This window comes from Phenylobacterium terrae, assembly GCF_042681205.1.
GTDB classification, from domain to species: domain Bacteria; phylum Pseudomonadota; class Alphaproteobacteria; order Caulobacterales; family Caulobacteraceae; genus Phenylobacterium; species Phenylobacterium terrae.
Window position 1 is genome coordinate 1 of record NZ_JBHUEY010000003.1, and the last position, 2,620, is coordinate 2,620.

The window sequence follows — 2,620 nt, forward strand, 5'->3', positions numbered from 1 at the left end:
CCAATATTAAAATACCTTAAGATATTTATCTTTAGCAATAATAGGCAATATTAAAGTTGTATTAACTTTTAAATTAAGTAAGAGTATTTGGTGGATGCCTTGGGTCTGAAAGTCGATGAAGGACGCGATTACCTGCGATAAGCTTCGTGGAGTTGGAAATAAACTATGATACGGAGATTTCCGAATGGGGTAACCTAACTGAGCAAACCTCAGTTGCATTTTGATGAATCCATAGTCAAATTAGCGAGACACGTTGCGAATTGAAACATCTTAGTAGCAACAGGAAAAGAAAATAAATAATGATTTCGTCAGTAGTGGCGAGCGAAAGCGAAAGAGCCCAAACCTGTAAAAAGGGGTTGTAGGACATCTTACATTGAGTTACAAAATTTTATGATAGTAGAAGAAGTTGGAAAGCTTCAACATAGAAGGTGATATTCCTGTATACGAAATCATAAAATCTCATAGATGTATCCTGAGTAGGGCGGGGCACGTGAAACCCTGTCTGAATCTGCCGGGACCACCCGGTAAGGCTAAATACTAATCAGACACCGATAGTGAACAAGTACCGTGAGGGAAAGGTGAAAAGCACCCCGAGAGGGGAGTGAAATAGATTCTGAAACCATTTACTTACAAGTAGTCAGAGCACGTTAAAGTGTGATGGCGTACATCTTGCAGTATGGGCCGGCGAGTTATGTTAAAATATGCAAGGTTAAGCAGAAAAAAGCGGAGCCGTAGGGAAACCGAGTCTGAATAGGGCGACTTTAGTATATTGGCATATACCCGAAACCAGGTGATCTATCCATGAGCAGGTTGAAGCTTAGGTAAAACTAAGTGGAGGACCGAACCGTAGTACGCTAAAAAGTGCCCGGATGACTTGTGGATAGCGGTGAAATTCCAATCGAACCTGGAGATAGCTGGTTCTCTTCGAAATAGCTTTAGGGCTAGCGTATAGTATTGTTTAATGGGGGTAGAGCACTGAATGTGGAATGGCGGCATCTAGCTGTACTGACTATAATCAAACTCCGAATACCATTAAAATTAAGCTATGCAGTCGGAACGTGGGTGATAACGTCCACGCTCGCGAGGGAAACAACCCAGATCGTCAGCTAAGGTCCCAAAATTGTGTTAAGTGAGAAAGGTTGTGAGATTTCATAAACAACTAGGAAGTTGGCTTAGAAGCAGCCACCTTTTAAAGAGTGCGTAATTGCTCACTAGTCAAGAGATCTTGCGCCAATAATGTAACGGGACTCAAACACAATACCGAAGCTACGGGCACATTATGTGCGTTAGGAGAGCGTTTTAATTTCGTTGAAGTCAGACCGTGAGGACTGGTGGAGAGATTAAAAGTGAGAATGCCGGCATGAGTAACGATTCGAAGTGAGAATCTTCGACGCCTATTGGGAAAGGTTTCCTGGGCAAGGTTCGTCCACCCAGGGTTAGTCAGGGCCTAAGATGAGGCAGAAATGCATAGTCGATGGACAACAGGTTAATATTCCTGTACTTGGTAAAAGAATGATGGAGTGACGAAAAAGGATAGTTCTACCACTTACTGGATTGTGGGGTAAGCAACAAGAGAGTTATATAGGCAAATCCGTATAGCATAATCTTGAGTTGTGATGCATAGTGAAGACTTCGGTCGAGTAACGAATTGAATGATTTCATGTTTCCAAGAAAAGCTTCTAGTGTTAATTTTTTATCAACCTGTACCGAGAACGAACACACGTTCCCAAGATGAGTATTCTAAGGCGAGCGAGAAAACCAATGTTAAGGAACTCTGCAAAATAACCCCGTAAGTTCGCGAGAAGGGGCGCCTATTTTTAATAGGCCACAGAAAATAGGGGGGGCAACTGTTTATCAAAAACACAGCTCTCTGCTAAGTTGTAAAACGACGTATAGAGGGTGAAGCCTGCCCAGTGCCCGAAGGTTAAACGGAGATGTTAGCTTACGCAAAGCATTAAATTGAAGCCCCGGTAAACGGCGGCCGTAACTATAACGGTCCTAAGGTAGCGAAATTCCTTGTCAACTAATTATTGACCTGCACGAAAGGCGCAATGATCTCCCTACTGTCTCAACATTGGACTCGGTGAAATTATGGTACCAGTGAAAACGCTGGTTACCCGCATCAAGACGAAAAGACCCCGTGGAGCTTTACTATAACTTCGTATTGAAAATTGGTTTAGCATGTGTAGGATAGGTGGGAGGCTATGAAGCTGGGACGCTAGTTCTAGTGGAGCCAACCTTGAAATACCACCCTTGCTAAATTGATTTTCTAACCCGTTCCCCTTATCTGGGAAGGAGACAGTGCGTGGCGGGCAGTTTGACTGGGGCGGTCGCCTCCCAAAGTGTAACGGAGGCGTTCAAAGCTACACTCAATATGGTCAGAAACCATATGCAGAGCACAAAGGTAAAAGTGTGGTTGACTGCAAGACTTACAAGTCGAGCAGGTGCGAAAGCAGGACTTAGTGATCCGGCGGTACATTGTGGAATGGCCGTCGCTCAACGGATAAAAGCTACCCCGGGGATAACAGGCTAATCTTCCCCAAGAGATCACATCGACGGCAAAGTTTGGCACCTCGATGTCGGCTCATCACATCCTGGGGCTGGAGCAGGTCCCAAGGGT

At 44.4% G+C, this 2,620-nt stretch carries 1 rRNA gene; it reads left to right on the plus strand.

Annotated elements, in window-relative coordinates:
- Positions 1-67: 67 nt before the first annotated feature.
- Positions 68-2,620, plus strand: a 23S ribosomal RNA gene (locus tag ACFSC0_RS14120); the annotation flags it as partial.